This window comes from Streptomyces adelaidensis (assembly GCF_016598475.1).
Classification (GTDB): domain Bacteria; phylum Actinomycetota; class Actinomycetes; order Streptomycetales; family Streptomycetaceae; genus Streptomyces; species Streptomyces adelaidensis.
This window is the reverse complement of the sequence record NZ_JAEMUX010000028.1, coordinates 1-16896: the sequence shown is the minus strand read 5'-3', so window position 1 is coordinate 16896 and position 16896 is coordinate 1. Positions and strand designations below refer to the sequence as shown.

Sequence of the window (16896 nt, the reverse complement as noted above, 5' to 3'; positions counted from 1 at the left end):
TGCCGTGTCCGGTTCCGCATCCCGTTCTCTGAGCTCGGGGCTGCGCGCAGCCCGGCCCGCCGCTTTCGGCGCGGACCCGAGCGGTGCCCGTCTGGAGCGGATCCGTAGATCCCCGCATTTCGCGAACGGCGTCTTCGTGAACCCCCAGGCCGCGAGCATCCGCCCCTCCGGCAGCGCCGCGAGGGAGATGGCGAAGAGCTTCGTCCGCAAGGAGGAGCGCGTCCTGCGCACCCCGGCCGGACTGATCCCCGTGCACCCCACGACCCTCGCCGACCTGGCCAAACCCCCCGCGAGCGGCCTTCGGATCACCTGGATGGGCCACTCCAGCGTGCTCGCCGAGATCGACGGGCACCGGGTGCTCTTCGACCCGGTCTGGGGTGAGCGCTGCTCCCCGTTCGCCTTCGCCGGGCCCAAGCGGCTGCACCCCGTGCCGATGCCGCTGGCCGCGCTCGGCCCGGTCGATGTCGTCGTCATCTCCCACGACCACTACGACCACCTGGACATGCCCACGATCAAGGCACTGGCCGGCACGGACACTGTCTTCGCCGTGCCCCTCGGTGTCGGGGCCCACCTGGAGCACTGGGGCGTCGCCGAGGCACGGATCCGTGAGCTGGACTGGAACGAGGCGACGAAGGTCGGCGGCCTCACCCTGACCGCCACCCCCGCCCGGCACTTCTGCGGCCGTGGCCTGCGCAACACCCAGCACACGCTGTGGGCTTCCTGGGTCGTCGCCGGTGACGAGCACCGGATCTACCACAGCGGCGACACCGGGTACTTCGAGGGCTTCAAGGACATCGGCGCCGAGCACGGCCCGTTCGACATCACGATGATCCAGGTCGGCGCGTACGCCGAGTTCTGGCCCGACATCCACATGACCCCGGAGGAGGGGTTGCAGACCCACCTCGACCTTCAGGGCGGGGAGCCGAGCGGTGTGCTGATGCCGATCCACTGGGCGACGTTCAACCTGGCGTTGCACCCCTGGGCCGAGCCGGGGGAGCGCATGATGTGGGCCGCGCACGGCTCGGGGGTGACGATGGCGGCGCCGCAGCCGGGCGAGCCGTTCGAGCCGAAAAGCACGCCGCCGGTGAACCCCTGGTGGCGCGCCGTGGCCCAGCGGCCGACGGCGGGCTGGCCCGCGTGGCCGCCGGTCGGGGAGCAGTTGGACCTGGTGGCGGAGAACTGACGCGCTCTGCGGGGCGCAGGCGCATTTGGCCGTTGGCGGGCGCGCTGCGCACGGCGTCGCTCTCGTGCCGAGAGGGGACCGGCACCGTGAACGGGGTGCGAATTCTCCCGACAGGGTGATTTTTTGATTGACGGTGAGGGCCGGTGAGCGAATTGCTCACCGGCCCTCATTGTTTGTTCTCGACCTGTTCTGACCAGCCATGATCGAAATGTAGACGCAAAAAGAATCAAGCAGGAACATGCGTCCGAAGAATTATCGGCCTGTCGTACGAACCCTCATACCAGAGCGGGGCGATTCGCGGAGTTCTTTGTCAACTGCGCACCGCTCATGACGCGTTGGCGACTACTGTGAGTTGCCGTCGGACGACGCAGGGCCGAATTCTTGGACTCTCCCGACCGACACGTGATGGCGCATGCCACAAGACGCCCAGACGCGGCACCCCCCACCCCCAGACGGACCAGTACGAGGACGCTGATGTCTCACCTTCGCGCACCGGCCGCACGCGCAGACCGCCGTGAGGGCGGGCGGCACGGGCGATCGGCCACCCGCGCCGTCCCCTCGCTGCCCGAGATCCACATACGGCCACAACTGCTGCGCCTCGCGGTCCTGCCTCCCACCGCGGTGGCCCTCAGCGCCTGCGCCGCAGTCCTCTTCACGGTCCGCGCCGGCGGCGCCCGCCCCAGCCTCACCCTGTGGGCGGTCCTCGCCGGAACCGCCGCCGTGGCCCTGGCCGGCATGGCGATCGCCGCCGTGGCGGCCGGCCGCACGGCCAGGTCCGTACGCGATCGCCTGGCCGCCCTGCGCCAGGTCAGCACCAAGAGCGAGGACGACCTGCGGGCCCTCGTCGACGCGCTCCGGCGCGGCGACCAGCCGCCCGCCCGCGGCCCGCGCGCCAAGACCGCCGCGGACGCCGACGACTTCGAGCTGCTCGCCGCCGACCTGGACCGTGCCCACGACAGCGCCGTCACCGCCGTCGTCCAGGCCTCCCAGCTCTCCAGTCACGCGGGCAGCGAACAGAAGCTCGAAGTCTTCGTGAACCTGGCCCGCCGACTCCAGTCCCTGGTGCAGCGCGAGATCTCCATTCTCGACGACCTGGAGAACGAGATCGAGGACCCGGATCTCCTCAAGGGCCTCTTCCACGTCGACCATCTCGCCACCCGCATCCGCCGGCACGCCGAGAACCTCGCCGTCCTCGGCGGCGCCGTCTCCCGCCGCCAGTGGAGCAACCCCGTCTCCATGACCGAGGTGCTGCGCTCCGCGATCGCCGAGGTCGAGCAGTACTCCCGAGTCAAGCTGGTGCCCCCGGTCGACGGCACCCTGCGCGGGCACGCCGTCGCCGACGTCATCCACCTGCTGGCCGAACTCGTCGAGAACGCCACGGTGTTCTCCGCTCCGCACACCCAGGTCCTGCTGCGCGCCAACCTCGTCACCTCCGGGCTCGCCGTCGAGGTCGAGGACCGGGGCCTGGGCATGCCCGTCACCGAGCAGAACAAGATGAACGCCCTGCTTGCCGACCCCGACCAGGTCAACGTCGCCAGCCTCCTCCAGGACGGCCGCATCGGCCTCTTCGTGGTCTCCCAGCTCGCCCGCCGCCACGGCATCCAGGTCCGCCTCCAGACCAACATCTACGGTGGCATCCAGGCCGCGTTCGTCGTCCCCCAGGGCCTCCTCGGCCACGACCCCGGCGCCACCGACGACGTACCGCGGATCCAGCCCCAGGCCCAGCAGAACACCGGCGTACGACGCCCGGCCGCCGGGCCCCGGCACGCCCAACCCGCCACCGCCCAGCGGGCGTCCGCAACCGGTGCGGCGGACCGGACGGTGACGGACCGGGCGGGGACGGATCGGATGACGGCCGACCGGCCCGTCCGGTCGGTACCCACGCAGACCGCGCACCCCGAGTCCGGCCACCGGTCCGCCCCGAGCCCGGCGCGTGCCTCCGTGCCCCGGCAGCAGGGCCCCGGCCGGGCCGGCGGTCAGCAGGGGCCGGGCAGAGCCGGTGCGGGCCCGACCCCGCTGCCCGTGCGCGGCGTCCGCGAGGAGCGGCCCAACCCGGCCGAGGCCGTGCCCGGCATCCGCCCCGACGACCGGCGGACCGTCACGGAACGGACCGGAGAGCCCCCGACCCCGCGCGTCGGCGCCGTGCGCGGCACCATGGGCAGGCCCCAGCTGCCCCGCCGCCGCGCCCAGCAGCACATCGTGCCCCAGCTCCGCGGCGGCCCCCCACCCGTGTCCCGCCAGGACCCCGACCACTACATCGGCCACGACCCCGGGCTGATGGCCGCCTTCCAGCGAGGCATCGGACTCGCCGAGGCCCGCCAGACGGAGAACTCCGACTGGGACACCTCGACGCTCGGCACGCCCCCCGTGGACCTGGCACCCCCGGACGCCTCGGCTCGCATCGACACGGGCCGCGTGGACACGGACCGCATCGACATGGGACGTATCGACACCGGCCGCATCGAGAGTGGCAGCCGACTCGACTCACCATCGCGTATCGACCCGGCCCGCCCGGACGCACTCCACATGGAGCTGGCTCACATGGACGCGCCCCACAAGGACGCCACGCAGCCCCTGGGCGGACACCCCAGGGGGGTCGCCCCGGCCACCCCCATAGCCGTACCGCCGTCGGTCCCCGACGCTGCGCACGACCTCACGCCCCGGCAGGACGGGAGCACACCGGCCGGATGAAAACCCCCCTCACCGCCCCCCTCCCCACCCCAACCCCCTCCGCTCCCGCAGACCAACGCACCCCAAGGAGTCGATCCACCATGGCGAGCGATGCGCCGACCGGCCATGTATCCGATCTCGACTGGCTGATGAGCGGCCTCGTGCAGCGCGTGCCGCACACCACGAGCGCGGTGCTGCTCTCCTGCGACGGACTCGTGAAGTCGGTCCACGGCCTCGACCCGGACAGCGCCGACCACATGGCCGCCCTGGCCTCCGGCCTGTACTCCCTCGGACGCAGCGCGGGCGTCCGCTTCGGCGACGGCGGCGAGGTGCGCCAGGTCGTCGTCGAACTCGACTCGACCCTGCTCTTCGTCTCCACCGCGGGCTCCGGCACCTGCCTCGCCGTGCTCGCCGGGCGCGAGGCCGACGCCGCCGTTCTCGGCTACGAGATGGCGATGCTCGTCAAGAGCGTCCGCCCGTACCTGGTCACCCAGCCCCGTCAGGCCGTCGAACCCTCCGCGATGAGGCCTTGAGAGTGCCCGCGGCCGGCGACGGACCTCTGTATGACGACGCCGCCGGGCGTCTGGTACGCCCCTACACCGTCATCAACGGCCGTACCCGGCCGACCACCGCACTCGATCTCCTCTCACAGGTGATGGCCACCGGGGCGACCCCCCTCGGCTATCTGGGCCCCGAACACGCAACCGCACTGGACCTGTGCCGGGCACCCATCTCGGTCGCCGAGGTCGCGGCTCATCTGAAGCTGCCGGTGGCAGTGACCAAGGTGCTGCTGTCCGACCTCGTCGACTGCGGGGCCCTTACCACCAAACCCCCGGTTTTCCACCACAACCCGACAGACCGGTCTCTTCTGGAGGCAGTGCTCGATGGACTACGACGACAGCTCTGACCCCTTTCCCACCGCACTCAAAATCCTGGTGGCGGGAGGGTTCGGGGTCGGCAAGACGACCTTCGTCGGCGCGGTGAGCGAGATCGCGCCGCTGAGCACGGAGGAACTGCTCACCACAGTGAGCGCCGCGACCGACAATCTCGACGGCATCGAGAACAAGGTCGAGACGACCGTCGCGATGGACTTCGGCCGCATCACGCTCGACCCACGCCATGTGCTCTATCTGTTCGGCACACCCGGCCAGCAACGCTTCTGGTTCATGTGGGACGAACTCTCCGAAGGAGCCCTCGGCGCGGTCATCCTCGCCGACACCCGCCGCCTGGAGGACTGTTTCGCCGCCGTCGACTTCTTCGAGCAGCGCGGCCTCGGCTTCATCGTCGCCATCAACGAGTTCGACGGTTCCTTCCGCTACGACGCCGACGAGGTGCGCGCGGCCCTCGACCTCGATCCGGAGATCCCCGTCGTCTGTTGCGACGCCCGGATCTCCAGCTCGGGCGTCCAGACCCTGCTGACTCTCGTACGGCACCTTCTCGCCCACGCCCCGGACCAGCTCCCCAGCCACGGAGCCCACACGTGACGTACGACCCACCGCGTCCGACCGGCCGACTGCTCCTGACCCCCGAGGACCGGGACGCTCCCGAGCGGGTGGGGCGGCTGCGGTCGCTCGGACTCGGGGAGTACGCCGAACCGGTCTTCGACGCCTTCGCGGACCGGCTCGCCGAGGTCGCCTCGGTGCCGTACGCGATGGTCAACTTCATCGACGAGAACCGGCAGTTCTTCGCCGGCGTGCATGTGCCGGCGGAGCCGACGGGAGAGATGGCGGTACTCGGGGCGGATCGCTATCTGGCCCGGGACCACGGCTTCTGCCCCTATGTGGTGGTCCGGCGCAAGGCCCTGGTCCTCGAAGACGTGCGCGAATACCCGAAGTTCGCGGGGAATCCCGTCGTCGACGACCACCGCATCCGCTCCTACCTCGGTGCCCCGCTGATCGACCGTACCGGCATCGCCCTCGGCACGATCTGCGTCCTCGATGTGAAGCCGCGTCCTTGGGGCAGGGCGGGCCTGGAGACCATCAAGGCCATGGCCGCGGAACTGGCCGGGCAGATCGAGGGGCGGGAGGCGTTCCCGTAGCGGCCGTACCGTCTGTGGCTCCCGGAGGGCTTGAGGCTCCCGGAGGAGGAGGGCACATCATGGCGGATCGGCGGATCGGGCGGGATGTGTCCACGGACCGGGCGGGGTGCGTCCACGGCTCGGGCGGGGTGTGAAGGAAAGCTGCGGCGGAGGTTAAGAAAACCTCGATGGACCCGGGGGGCCGCCGTACGGCAGATTGCTCTGCGATCCCACCTCTCTCCCCGGTACGGGCCCGTTCGTCGTGCCCCGGGCCGGGCCTCACCCTCAGGAGCCGTTGCGTTGAAGGCGCTGGTCAAGGAGAAGGCGGAGCCCGGCCTGTGGCTCGTGGACGTACCGGAGCCCGCGATTGGCCCCGGAGACGTACTGATCAAGGTTCTCAGGACCGGGATCTGCGGCACCGACCTGCACATCCGGTCCTGGGACGGCTGGGCGCGGCAGGCGATCCGGACCCCGCTGGTGGTCGGGCACGAGTTCGTCGGCGAGGTCGTGGCGACCGGGCGCGATGTCTCGCAGACAGCGGTCGGCGACCGGGTGAGCGGCGAGGGACACCTCGTCTGCGGCAAGTGCCGCAACTGCCTCGCCGGGCGCCGCCATCTGTGCCGGGCCACGGTCGGCCTCGGCGTCGGCCGTGACGGCGCCTTCGCGGAGTACGTGGCGCTGCCCGCGTCCAACGTCTGGGTGCACCGGGTGCCGGTGGACCTCGACGTGGCCGCGATCTTCGACCCGTTCGGCAACGCCGTGCACACCGCGCTGTCCTTCCCGCTGGTCGGCGAGGACGTCCTGATCACCGGCGCCGGGCCGATCGGGCTGATGGCCGCCGCCGTCGCCCGGCACGCGGGCGCCCGGCACGTCATGGTCACCGACGTCAGCGAGGACCGGCTGGAGCTGGCCCGCAAGATCGGCGTCAGCCTCGCGCTCGACGTGGCCGAGTCGACCATCGCCGACGGGCAACGCGCCCTCGGCCTGCGCGAGGGCTTCGACATCGGCCTGGAGATGTCCGGCAACCCCGTCGCCGTGCGCGACATGATCGCCAACATGACGCACGGCGGCCGGATCGCCATGCTCGGGCTGCCGTCCGAGGAGTTCGCCGTCGACTGGTCCCGCATCGTCACCTCCATGATCACGATCAAGGGCATCTACGGCCGTGAGATGTACGAGACCTGGTACGCCATGTCGGTCCTCCTGGAGGGCGGCCTCGACCTCGCCCCCGTGATCACCGGCCGGTACGGCTACCGCGACCACGAGGTGGCCTTCGCGGACGCGGCGAGTGGCAGAGGCGGCAAGGTCATCCTGGACTGGACCGCGTGACCGGACGAGCCAGTCGCCTCAACCCCCCTTCGGCGTAAGCACTTTAGGAGCTTCCCCCATGTTCGACTCCGTGCGCGACGACCTCCGCACCACCCTCGACGAGATCCGGGCCGCCGGCCTGCACAAGCCCGAGCGGGTCATCGGCAGCCCGCAGTCGGCGACGGTGAACGTCACCGACGGTGGCCGTCCCGGCGAGGTTCTCAACTTCTGCGCCAACAACTACCTCGGCCTCGCCGACCACCCCGAGGTGATCACCGCCGCCCACGAGGCGCTCGACCGCTGGGGCTACGGCATGGCCTCGGTCCGCTTCATCTGCGGCACGCAGGAGGTGCACAAGGAACTGGAGGCCCGGCTCTCGGGGTTCCTCGGCCAGGAGGACACGATCCTCTACTCCTCCTGCTTCGATGCCAACGGCGGTGTCTTCGAGACCCTCCTCGGTCCCGAGGACGCGGTGATCTCCGACGCCCTCAACCACGCCTCGATCATCGACGGCATCCGCCTGTCGAAGGCCCGCCGCTTCCGCTACGCCAACCGCGACATGGCCGACCTGGAACGCCAGTTGAAGGAGGCCGGCGAGGGCGGCGCCCGCCGGAAGCTGATCGTCACGGACGGCGTCTTCTCCATGGACGGCCATGTGGCCCCGCTCCGCGAGATCTGCGACCTCGCCGACCGCCACGACGCCATGGTCATGGTCGACGACTCGCACGCCGTCGGCTTCACCGGCCCCGGCGGCCGCGGCACCCCCGAGCTGCACGGCGTCATGGACCGCGTCGACATCATCACCGGCACCCTCGGCAAGGCCCTCGGCGGCGCGTCCGGCGGTTACGTCGCCGCCCGCGCCGAGATCGTCGCCCTGCTCCGCCAGCGCTCCCGTCCGTACCTCTTCTCCAACACGCTCGCGCCGGTGATCGCGGCGGCCTCCCTGAAGGTCATCGACCTGCTGGAGTCGGCCGGCGACCTGCGGGTCCGGCTCGCCGAGAACACCTCGCTGTTCCGCCGCCGGATGACCGAGGAGGGCTTCGACCTCCTCCCCGGCGACCACCCCATCGCCCCGGTGATGATCGGCGACGCGGCGCGGGCGGGCCGCCTGGCCGAACTACTGCTGGAGCGCGGCGTGTACGTGATCGGCTTCTCCTACCCGGTCGTCCCGCAGGGCCAGGCCCGTATCCGCGTCCAGTTGTCCGCCGCGCATTCGACGGCGGACGTGAACCGGGCGGTCGACGCGTTCGTGGCGGCGCGGGCGGAGCTGAACGGCTGAACGGAGCCCGGTCAGCGAAAGCGGACATTTGAGAGAATCGATCCCATGATCGAAGCGCGGCGGCTCCACATCCTCCGTGCGGTGGCCGACCACCGCACGGTGACGGCGGCTGCCGCCGCGCTGTACCTCACCCCGTCCGCCGTCTCCCAGCAGCTGACCGCCCTGGAGCAGGAGACGGGCCACCGCCTGGTCGAACGCGGCGCGAAGGGCGTACGGCTCACCCCGGCCGGCGAGATCCTGCTCGGCCACACCAACGCGGTCCTCGCCCAGCTGGAGCGGGCGGCGGCGGAGCTGGCCGCGTACAGCTCGGGCGCGGCCGGCACGGTCTCGGTCGCCTCCTTCGCCACCGGTATCGCCCAGGTCGTGGCGCCCGCACTGGCCGGCCTCGCCGTGTCCGCGCCCGGCATCCGCCTCCGCGTCCAGGACGCCGAGGGCGACGCCAGCCTCCCGATGGTCCTGGACCGGCAGGTCGACATCGCCGTCGCCGTCGAGTACCGGGGCGCCCCGGCCGCCGACGACCCCCGGCTGACCCACGTCCCGCTGTACGCCGAGCCCTTCGACGCGGTCGTCCCGGTCACCCACCGGCTGTCCGACGCCGACGAGGTCCCGCTCGCGGAACTGGCCAAGGATCCCTGGATCGGCCCCTACCCCGGCAACCCCTGCCACGACGTGGTCGTCCTGGCCTGCGAGAACGCCGGCTTCCAGCCACGCCTGGAGCACTCTTCGGACGACTTCCGCGCCGTCGTGGCCCTGGCCTCGGCCGACGCGGGCGTGGCCCTCGTGCCCCGGTCGGCGCTGCGCGGCATGGACCTCACGGGCGTCGTCGTACGCCCCGTCGACGGCGTGGCCCCCACCCGCCGCGTCTTCGCCGCCGTGCGTCGTGGAGCGGAGGGGCATCCGCTGATCCGACCGGTGCTCGAAGCGCTGGGGGAGGCGGCTCGGGTGTGAGTCTCCCGTAACCGTGTGAGTCTTCCGTAACTCCGATGTCTCATATTCGGGATAGCTTCTCGAATATGAGACAAGTAGATGCGGTTGCCGCGGTTGCGGTCGATCTTCGCCTGGCCGCCCGCCTGGCGGAGCTCCGGGCCGAACAGGGTTGGTCGCTGGGGGAGTTGGCCGACCGCAGTGGTCTGAGCCGCTCGACCCTCTCCCGGGCCGAACGCGCCGAGACCAGCCCCACGGCCGCGCTCCTGAACCGCCTCTGCCAGGTCTACGGCCGGACCATGTCCCAGCTGCTCAGCGAGGTGGAGGCCGAGCCCGTCACCCTCGTACGCGCGGGGGAGCAGGCCGTCTGGGAGGACAGAGCCTCCGGTTTCGTACGCCGGTCGGTGTCGCCGCCCACGGCCGGGATGCGCGGTGAGCTGGTCGAGGGACGGCTCACGGCGGGCGCGGACATCGCCTACGACGGGCCGTCCGTGCCCGGCCTCGAACAGCACATCTGGGTCCTCGACGGGACGCTCCGGGTGACGGACCGGGGCGTCGAGCACGAGCTGGCCGCCGGTGACTGTCTGCGGATGCGGGTGTGGGGGCCGACGCGGTTCCGCTGCCGTGGACCCGAGGATGTTCGATACGCGCTGCTGGTGGTGGCGCCGTGACCACCACCGTGACCGCGCCCCTGATCGAAAGGCTTGACGCCCATCAACTCATCGGCTGCGTCGAGGAGTTGGCTGACCTGCTGATCGACACCGTGGACGGCGGGGCCTCCGTCGGCTTCCTCGCGCCGTTCGACCGTGCGGCGGCCGTCGGCTGGTGGAAGGGGCGCGTCGAGGCGGTGTCGGCCGGTGGGGTCGCCGTGTGGGTGGCGCGCGCCGGCGACCGGGTGGTCGGCACCGTCAGCCTCGCCTTCCCGGACAAGCCCAACAGCCGCCACCGGGCCGAACTCGTCAAGCTGATGGTCCACCGGGACGGCCGGGGCCAGGGCCTCGGCCGCGCGCTCCTCGCGACCGCCGAGCGGGCGGCCGTCGACGCCGGCGTCACCCTGCTCCACCTGGACACCGAGACCGACAGCCCCGCCGAGCGCATCTACGGCAGGGCCGGCTGGACCCGCGTAGGGACGATTCCCGACTACGCGGCGGACCCGCACGGGACCCCGCGGCCCACGTCGCTCTACTACAAGCAGGTGGGAGCCGGGAGCCGGGACCTCCACGGCCCCGGCCGCCACCGGTGAGTGAAGCTCCTATTGGCTGTCAAGCAGTGGTGAGCCAGTTGCGGTAGGCGTTGGCGAGGTCGTCGTCGCGGCGGGTGCCGCGTTCGATGCAGGAGATGACGGCGGGCCAGACACCGAAGTCGTGGGCGACGGCGGTGAGGGTGATGTTAAGGCGGCGACCGGGCCGCGAACGCGGCCCTCTAACGGGTGCGCGACCACCGGCCCGAGTGCGGTATTGTTTCCATGCACGTTCATCCAGGGGAAACCCCAGGTCAGACGGGCAACGGGACGTGGCGCAGCTTGGTAGCGCACTTGACTGGGGGTCAAGGGGTCGCAGGTTCAAATCCTGTCGTCCCGACTGGAGTCCGCTCCGTAGTCGCAGGTCAGGGCCTTGGATCACATCATGTGAGACAGGGCCCTTGATCGTTTCTGAGACTGGTGTCTCACGATTTCTCACAGATGGGGATGATCTTCCCTACCCGGGCAACTCGCTGAGTTTCTCCGAGCCTGCCTTGAGGCTCTGCGGGTCGGGGTGGACGTAGACCCGCTTGGTGAACGACAGGTCACTGTGACCGGCCCACGCTGAGACGACGGTGTCGGGCACTCCGTTGTTGGCCATCCAGGACGGACAGGCGTGACGAGCGTCGTAGAGGCGGACGCGGCGTACGCCTGCTGCCCCCATGAGCTTCTGGGCTTCCCGACGGAGCTTGTCCGTCTTGAACGGGCGCCCCAGCTCATCGACGACGACATAGCCCGAGTCCTCGTAGGTCTCGCCAGCCCTGGCCTTCTCCTGATCCTGGCGCGTGGCGAACGTCTGAAGCGCAGCGTGTACAGGCTTGGGCAGCGGCGAGACACGCTTGCCGCTGTGGGTCTTGGGCTGCTTCTCAACCACCTTGTTCCGCAGGCCTCGCTCAAGACCGCGGTCATGAACAATGGTGCGGGTGTTGCCTACTGCGATAGTCCCCGCGCCTGCCAAGGACGGCGGCGGTTCGTACGAGATCGCCATCTGGCGCCAGGACGACCTGATCCCCGACGGCACGGCACGGTTCCGGGTCGCCGACAAGGTGCTGCCGACGGTGCCGGGGTGGACGGCGGGCTGAGTTCAGACTCCGCCTGTCAGCAAGGCCCGCGCGACCTTGCGGAAGGCGGCGCGGAGGCGGCTGCGGCCGTTCGCCCGGGCGGCGGGGCCGGGACGGTCGTGCTGTCCCGGCCCCGCCTGGTTCACCCTGCCGGGGCGGCGGGGGCGCCGCCGGTGGGCAGTGTGCCTGTCAGCTCGGCCGCGGTCACCAGACCGGGTTCCATCCGTCGGTGCCGGCCAGGTACTTCTCGGCGGTGTAGCCGGCGGCCTCTGAGTCGGTCAACTGCGGGGCGTCCGCTCCGTAGCCGGCTCCGGGGCCGGTGTTGGCGTACTCCTTGAAGCGGGCCTTCGACCAAGGGTAGTCGGGCGTCATGTCGGTCCAGGGATGCGCGTCCTTGATGCCGTGGAAAATCTCGCTTTGGCGGACCACCGCCTGGGGCCATGCATCCGCCGTGTTGTGCCACGGCCGACCGAGGTACATCGTGTCGTACGGCACACCGTTGGTGGTGATCGTGCTGCTGACGATCAGGAACCCGTACTTCTTCCGGTAGTCCGTGTTCGGCGCCAGTATCGTGCCGCCGGGCCACGAGAGCACCTGGATCGTGCACCGGTCGATCACCGCGGTGGCGTTGCCGAAGATGAAGTCCACGTCGCCCCGGATGAACGAGTTGACGAAGTACTGCCGGGCCTGGGTCGTGGGTGTCTCCCCCTTGGCGAGCAGGGTGTCCTGATGGCCCATGATCGAGACGTTGAAGTATGTCTGCCGGTCACCCAGGGCGGCCACCGCGACGGCCTGGGTCTCGTACGCACTGATCTCCGGGTGGGCCGCGCGGTCGAACGTGTTGGAGATCGTGAGGTCCTTGACGGTCAGGTTGGGGGGCCTGAAGGTGGCCACGGCGCTGCCCTGGGTACCGTACTTCTGGCCGGTCGACGGGTTGATCATCCCGTGACACCTGCTGTTGTAGATGACGACATCCGCGCGGTTGCCGGTGACGCCCTCGATCGTCAGCCAGCTCTTGTCCTTCGGGACGGTGAGGACCTCGTGGTAGACGCCCTTCTCGATCACAATCTCGCTCGAGCCCGAGGTGGGAGCGGCGTTGATCGCTTCCTGCACGGTCCAGTAGTCGCCGCTGCCGTAGGGCGAGACGAGCCGCCGGTCGGCCTCGTAGAGTTCCGTGTGCCTGATGTGGGTCTTGGTGCCCTCGTCTGAGTGGTGGGCCAGCTGGAGGGAGCGCGCGAGTGCTGTCGCGGTAGTGACCATTATGCCCTGGATATTTACGGGGGTATCGAGGAAGTCGACCGCGGCCTGGAAGGCTCTCAGGAGCAGTTGGCTGAACGAGTGCCAGCTGTTGTGCTGCCCCATGTAGGCATCGGTGACGGTGAACGCCTGGCCATCGCGGAAGGCCACCGCGGTTGCGTCCGCCTGATTCCGGTACCGAGCAGCTTCGGCGAGTGCCACGATGAGCTGCAGGATTCCCTTCGCCACTGCCGTGGTATGACCTACGGGGTCGCCGGCGGGGTCGGTTGTGGCAAGTGTCCTCACGGCCTGGTCGAGGCTTTGCGGACTGATCACCATGTTGGTGCGGCTCGCGCCCTCTTGCGCCAGGTTGATGTAGGAGCCCAACCCGGTGTAATTCGTGCGTGTGTTCGCCTCTGTGATCCCTGGCAGCGCCGAGGGCTGCCCATACTCCGCCGTTAGTTCCAGTGTGAAGATGCGGCCCCATTGTATCTGACTGCCCTCGGTGCCCGGCACGGCAACGCCCTGCCGCCATCCCATGATGTAGCTGTCCCGCCGGCGAATGTACACCTTGACGGCCAGGGTCCGGTCCTCGGTTTGCAGCTCGACGTTTACGTATGCATTCGCAGCGACGTCGGCGGTCACGTGGACGGGGTGCCCCCGGCGGCTGGTCCCCGCGTAGGGGTCGACCCTGTGGTCGCTGCATTGTACTTTGATGGCCTTGATCAGGTTGCCGTAGCCCTTCATGGCGCCGTCTTCGTCGGTGCCGGGTTCGTAGCTGATGGCCCACTTGGGGTTCGGGGGTGGGTCGTCCACGGCGCCGGCCATGGGGGCAGCGGCCATCACCACGCCGCCGGCCAGAGCGCTGCTGGCCGCGACGGCCGTCGCCGCGGACAGGAATGATCTACGGGAAAAGCCCTGTTCCGAGTTCGTCACTTGGGTTCCTTCTTGTTGTCAGCGACCCATTGACTGGGTTGCGCCGTGCGGCGGTTGCCGATCTTGACGGTGACCTTCATGCCGGCATGGGGGCTCACGCGCTGCTGGCGTGCCTGGCGGGCTGTCGCTTCCGTGTGCCGTGTGCGATGGGGCACGGAAGCGGTGACTGACATCGGTCGGGCGCGTTCCTGTCACGGATCCGGTTGCCGACCGCCCTCGACGTATGGCGGGGGGCACACCCCTGCGCCGCGGGTCCCGGACCCGCGGCGCAGGGGTGTGCCCTGTCGTGTGTCATGCCGGAAGGATCGGCGCGGGGTCTGCCCCGAGGCCATGGGTACTTCTACGGGCCCGGGCCCCGCCCTTGGACCCGGGTATTTCTACGGGGCTGTCCTACGGAGGGGGTGCCTGGTTGGCCGTCCACCAGGACGCGATCTGGGCGCGGGAGCCGAAGCCGAGTTTGGCCAGGACGTTCTCGACGTGGCCGTCGACAGTGCGTGGGGAGCGTCCGAGGGCGGAGGCGATCTGCCGGTTGCTCATGCCCTTGGCCACCAGCGCGGCCACTTCCCGCTCCCGGGAGGTCAGCGGGCTCGCGGCGGGAGCAGTCGCGGGGGCGGGGGCCGCCGCGGTCGGCTCGGGCTCGGTGCGCAGGGCGTGGGCGATGGCCTCGTCGGGGCCGCGGTGGCTGCCGCCCTCCGCGAGGGCCGTCTCGTACGCTGCCGGGCCCAGGGCTCGTACGACGGCTTCCTCGCACCGCGCGTGCTGCTCGGTCGTGTACGGACCGAGCAGCTCCGGGCTCGCCTCGATGTCCCGAAACAGAGTGCGCACGGCGCCCAGCAGCCGTCCCGCCCGCTCGTGGTCGCCGCCGGAGGCGGTGACCCAGGCAAGCAGCGCAAGCGCCAGCGCGGCCCCGACGTATTCGTTGAAGCCCCGCTGGGCCTCGAGTGAGAGACGGCTCAGCGCCATGGCCTCCTCCTCGTCGCCGCGTGCCCAGGCGGCATGGCCCAGTGCCCACAATGCCTGCGCGCGGCCCCACCGCTCCTCGTTCGCCTCGGCGAGGGCGACCGCCTGCCTGCCGGTCTCCACGGCCCGTGACTCCCCACGGGCCGTGTGGGCGGCGGTCAGCTGGAACAGCGTGAAGACCGTTCCGGCTCCCTCGTCCAGCGCCGTGTGGGCGGCCACCGCGCCCTCGAACCACGACACGGCTTCCTCCAGCTGCCCCCGGAACAAGGCGGAGGAGCCGCGCAGGCTCTGGACATACGCGCACGCCACCGGGTCGTCCAGCCGCTCTCCCAGCTCTCCGGCCTCGTCCAGCCACCGGTGGGCCGCCGCCAGATCGCCCTGCAGCACCGCCACCCAGGCGGCGACCCACAGCGCCCGCGCCCGGGCCGGGGTGGGCTCGGGCGCGGCGGCGAGCACCCGGTCGAACTGGCGGCGCCCCTCACCGAGGAACCCGCCGACGCACCAGTGGAAGCGCAGCGCCGCGGCGAGCGCCAGCACGGCCTGCGGGTCACCGCCGCAGTCCAGTGCCGCCAGCAGATTGGCGTGTTCGGTCCGCAGCCGGACCAGGCCCTCCTGCTGGCCGGGGCCGCACCAGCGGTCGGCGAGGCGCTGGGCGAGGGCGAGGAAGAAGTCCCGGTGCCGCCGCAGCAGCCCTTCCTCCTCACCGGACTCGGCGAGCCGCTCCCGCCCGTACTGGCGGATCGTCTCCAGCAGCCGGTAGCGCGGCGGGCCCTCGTGCTCGGTGGGCAGGACGACGGACTGGGCGACCAGCCGGTCGAGGAGATCGAGCACCTCGTCCCGGCCGATGCCGTCGCCCGCGCAGACGGCCTCGGCCGCGTCCAGGCCGAAATCGTCGGCGAAGACCGACAACCGGTTCCACAGCAGCCGCTCAGCCGGGGTGCACAGCTCGTGGCTCCAGTCGATCAACGCACGTAGCGTCCGCTGGTGCGGCCGGGCGACCCGGCTGCCGTTCGTGAGCAGGGCGAAGCGGTCCTCCAGCCGGTTCACCGCCTCGTCGACGGTGAGGGTCCGCAGCCGGAACGCGGCCAGTTTGATGGCCAGCGGCAGCCTGTCGAGGCCGTCGCACAGCCGGCGGACCTGGGCGCGGTTGCCGTCGGTGATCCGGAACTCCGGGCGCACGGCGGTGGTCCGGTCCCGCAGCAGTTCCACCGCGTCGTCCGGCGCCAGCGGAGAGACGGTGAAGACGCGCTCGCCGGGAATTCCGAGCGTACGGCGGCTCGTCGCCAGGATGCGCAGCCCGGGGGAGGCCGACAGCAGCGCGTGGGCCAGCTCGGCGCAGGCGTCGATGAGGTGCTCGCAGTTGTCCAGCACGATCAGCGGACCGCGGTGGGCCAGAAAGGCGGCGAGCTGGTCGATGACCGGTCTGGTGCCCAGGTCCGGCAACCCCAGCGCGGTCGCCACGGCGTTCGCCGCCAACGACGGGTCCCGCACCGGCGCCAGCTCCACCAGCCACACCCCGTCCACGAAGTCCGCCACCGATGCGGCCACCTCCAGCGCCAGCCGTGTCTTGCCCACCCCGCCCACACCGGTGAGCGTCAGCAGCCGCGTCGCCCCCAGACGGCGGCGGACTTCGGCGAGGTCCCGGCGCCTGCCCACGAACGTGGTCAGAGCGGCGGGCAGATTCCCCACATCTGATATCTGGGTGGTCACGTGACTTCTCGCCTTCCAACGGCTCGCAGCCGTGCTGAAACATCAAAGACGCCTGTCTTCGCTGACAGCGTGTTCGTTGCGGGCCGTTGAGGTGCGGTCCTGTCGCCGCCCCGACTGCCGTGGTCGCCGTGGCGCTCCACCTGCAACCGGCACGAAATGGTCATCGGCGATAACTCCGGCATGCGGCACTCGGGGCAACGTAACGGACACAGCCACACTTAAGCCACTGAACAGTATCCATCAGACCATAGGCCCCAGGTGAGGCTGTGACTGAGGTCTCCCGAGCGCCCCGACAGCAGCCAACCTCGCACCGGACGACCGGTGCCACTCAGCCGACCTCGCGCAACTCCCCGTCGGTGAATACGGCGAGAC

15 protein-coding genes and 1 tRNA gene are annotated in these 16896 nt (G+C 70.6%); 13 read left to right on the top strand and 3 right to left on the bottom strand.

The genetic code is table 11. From position 1 onward, the window contains the following. Positions 1–4 precede the first annotated feature (4 nt). The 12 genes from I8N67_RS18235 to I8N67_RS18180 all read left to right on the top strand — a co-directional run bounded on the left by I8N67_RS18235 (position 5) and on the right by I8N67_RS18180 (position 10961). Entirely contained in the window at positions 5–1183 is a 1179-nt protein-coding gene (locus I8N67_RS18235; RefSeq protein ID WP_200304183.1) for an MBL fold metallo-hydrolase, read from the top strand. A 474-nt stretch (positions 1184–1657) separates the two neighbouring features. Next, complete coding sequence (locus I8N67_RS18230) at positions 1658–3874, top strand: ATP-binding protein (protein ID WP_234045888.1); 2217 nt, start codon at positions 1658–1660, stop codon at positions 3872–3874. Between the two features lie 80 nt (positions 3875–3954). Then, positions 3955–4386: a roadblock/LC7 domain-containing protein gene (locus I8N67_RS18225; RefSeq protein ID WP_159775321.1), complete on the top strand. Its 432-nt coding sequence runs from the start codon at positions 3955–3957 to the stop codon at positions 4384–4386. A 2-nt stretch (positions 4387–4388) separates the two neighbouring features. Further along, positions 4389–4760, top strand: a complete 372-nt coding sequence (locus I8N67_RS18220) for a DUF742 domain-containing protein (protein WP_200304182.1) — start codon at positions 4389–4391, stop codon at positions 4758–4760. Further along, on the top strand, positions 4738–5337 hold the full coding sequence (locus I8N67_RS18215; protein WP_200304181.1) for a GTP-binding protein: 600 nt from the start codon (positions 4738–4740) through the stop codon (positions 5335–5337). The genes I8N67_RS18220 and I8N67_RS18215 overlap by 23 nt, the downstream gene beginning before the upstream one ends. Next, entirely contained in the window at positions 5334–5891 is a 558-nt protein-coding gene (locus tag I8N67_RS18210) for a GAF domain-containing protein (RefSeq protein ID WP_200304180.1), read from the top strand. The genes I8N67_RS18215 and I8N67_RS18210 overlap by 4 nt, the downstream gene beginning before the upstream one ends. A gap of 279 nt (positions 5892–6170) precedes the next feature. Continuing rightward, entirely contained in the window at positions 6171–7199 is a 1029-nt protein-coding gene (gene tdh / locus I8N67_RS18205) for an L-threonine 3-dehydrogenase (RefSeq protein ID WP_200304179.1), read from the top strand. A gap of 58 nt (positions 7200–7257) precedes the next feature. Beyond that, positions 7258–8457, top strand: coding sequence for a glycine C-acetyltransferase (locus tag I8N67_RS18200; protein WP_200304178.1), 1200 nt, complete (start codon positions 7258–7260; stop codon positions 8455–8457). 45 nt (positions 8458–8502) lie between these two features. Beyond that, positions 8503–9405, top strand: a complete 903-nt coding sequence (locus I8N67_RS18195) for a LysR family transcriptional regulator (RefSeq protein WP_200304177.1) — start codon at positions 8503–8505, stop codon at positions 9403–9405. A 65-nt stretch (positions 9406–9470) separates the two neighbouring features. Further along, entirely contained in the window at positions 9471–10052 is a 582-nt protein-coding gene (locus I8N67_RS18190; protein WP_200304176.1) for a helix-turn-helix domain-containing protein, read from the top strand. Further along, entirely contained in the window at positions 10049–10624 is a 576-nt protein-coding gene (locus I8N67_RS18185; protein WP_307835274.1) for a GNAT family N-acetyltransferase, read from the top strand. The genes I8N67_RS18190 and I8N67_RS18185 overlap by 4 nt, the downstream gene beginning before the upstream one ends. 263 nt (positions 10625–10887) lie before the next feature. Next, positions 10888–10961, top strand: a tRNA-Pro gene (locus tag I8N67_RS18180). A 117-nt stretch (positions 10962–11078) separates the two neighbouring features. Here I8N67_RS18180 and I8N67_RS18175 read toward each other — a convergent pair. After that, positions 11079–11495 carry a tyrosine-type recombinase/integrase gene (locus I8N67_RS18175; protein WP_307835273.1) on the bottom strand — a complete coding sequence of 139 codons (417 nt, stop codon included), beginning with the start codon at positions 11493–11495 and terminating at the stop codon, positions 11079–11081. Positions 11496–11547: 52 nt separating this feature from the next. Here I8N67_RS18175 and I8N67_RS18170 point away from each other — a divergent pair, with 52 nt between their 5' ends. Continuing rightward, positions 11548–11703, top strand: a complete 156-nt coding sequence (locus I8N67_RS18170; protein ID WP_200304249.1) for a hypothetical protein — start codon at positions 11548–11550, stop codon at positions 11701–11703. Positions 11704–11886: 183 nt separating this feature from the next. Here the strand turns inward: I8N67_RS18170 and I8N67_RS18165 are convergent, their stop codons facing one another. Further along, on the bottom strand, positions 11887–13854 hold the full coding sequence (locus I8N67_RS18165; protein WP_200304174.1) for a pectinesterase family protein: 1968 nt from the start codon (positions 13852–13854) through the stop codon (positions 11887–11889). A gap of 390 nt (positions 13855–14244) precedes the next feature. Beyond that, positions 14245–16524: an ATP-binding protein gene (locus I8N67_RS18160; RefSeq protein ID WP_307835272.1), complete on the bottom strand. Its 2280-nt coding sequence runs from the start codon at positions 16522–16524 to the stop codon at positions 14245–14247. Positions 16525–16896 lie beyond the last annotated feature (372 nt).